Source organism: Stenotrophomonas sp. YIM B06876, from assembly GCF_030711595.1.
GTDB lineage: Bacteria > Pseudomonadota > Gammaproteobacteria > Xanthomonadales > Xanthomonadaceae > Stenotrophomonas.
In genome coordinates this window covers 1-642 of sequence record NZ_JAUJUJ010000456.1, presented here as the reverse complement: position 1 = coordinate 642, position 642 = coordinate 1, and the positions used below count along the sequence as shown (strand labels likewise).

Genomic DNA, 642 nt, shown 5'->3' with positions numbered 1-642 from the left:
CCATCCACCACGCGGATTCGCCGCAGGCCATTGCGCTCTACCGGACCGAGCCCTACGTGATCGCATCGGATGTGTATGCGCTGGCGCCGCACACCGGGCGCGGCGGCTGGACCTGGTACACCGGGTCGGCCGGCTGGATGCTGCGTTTCATCCTCGAATCGCTGCTGGGCTTGCGGGTCGAATCAGACAAGTTACGCATCGGACCGTGCCTGCCGGCGCACTGGACCGCGTTTCAACTGANGCCGCAGGCCATTGCGCTCTACCGGACCGAGCCCTACGTGATCGCATCGGATGTGTATGCGCTGGCGCCGCACACCGGGCGCGGCGGCTGGACCTGGTACACCGGGTCGGCCGGCTGGATGCTGCGTTTCATCCTCGAATCGCTGCTGGGCTTGCGGGTCGAATCAGACAAGTTACGCATCGGACCGTGCCTGCCGGCGCACTGGACCGCGTTTCAACTGAACTATCGGTATCGCACTACGCTCTACCGTATCCAAGTGCTGCAAGCAGCCGGGCCAGATGTTGGGCCGGCACTGAGCCTTGATGGCACCGGGCTTCCAGGCCCGGAACTACCGCTGATGGACGATGGCTGTGAACACGCGGTGATCGTGCAAGTCCGCAAGACTGGAGCCTAGAGATGCA

Annotated in this window: 1 protein-coding gene; it reads left to right on the top strand. The window is 64.3% G+C overall.

All coding sequences use genetic code 11. The features are described 5' to 3' along the window. Positions 1-635, top strand: a 635-nt coding sequence (locus QZH66_RS17910) for a glycosyl hydrolase family 65 protein (RefSeq protein ID WP_305807159.1), incomplete at its 5' end; no start/stop codon positions are given. Positions 636-642: the final 7 nt, after the last annotated feature.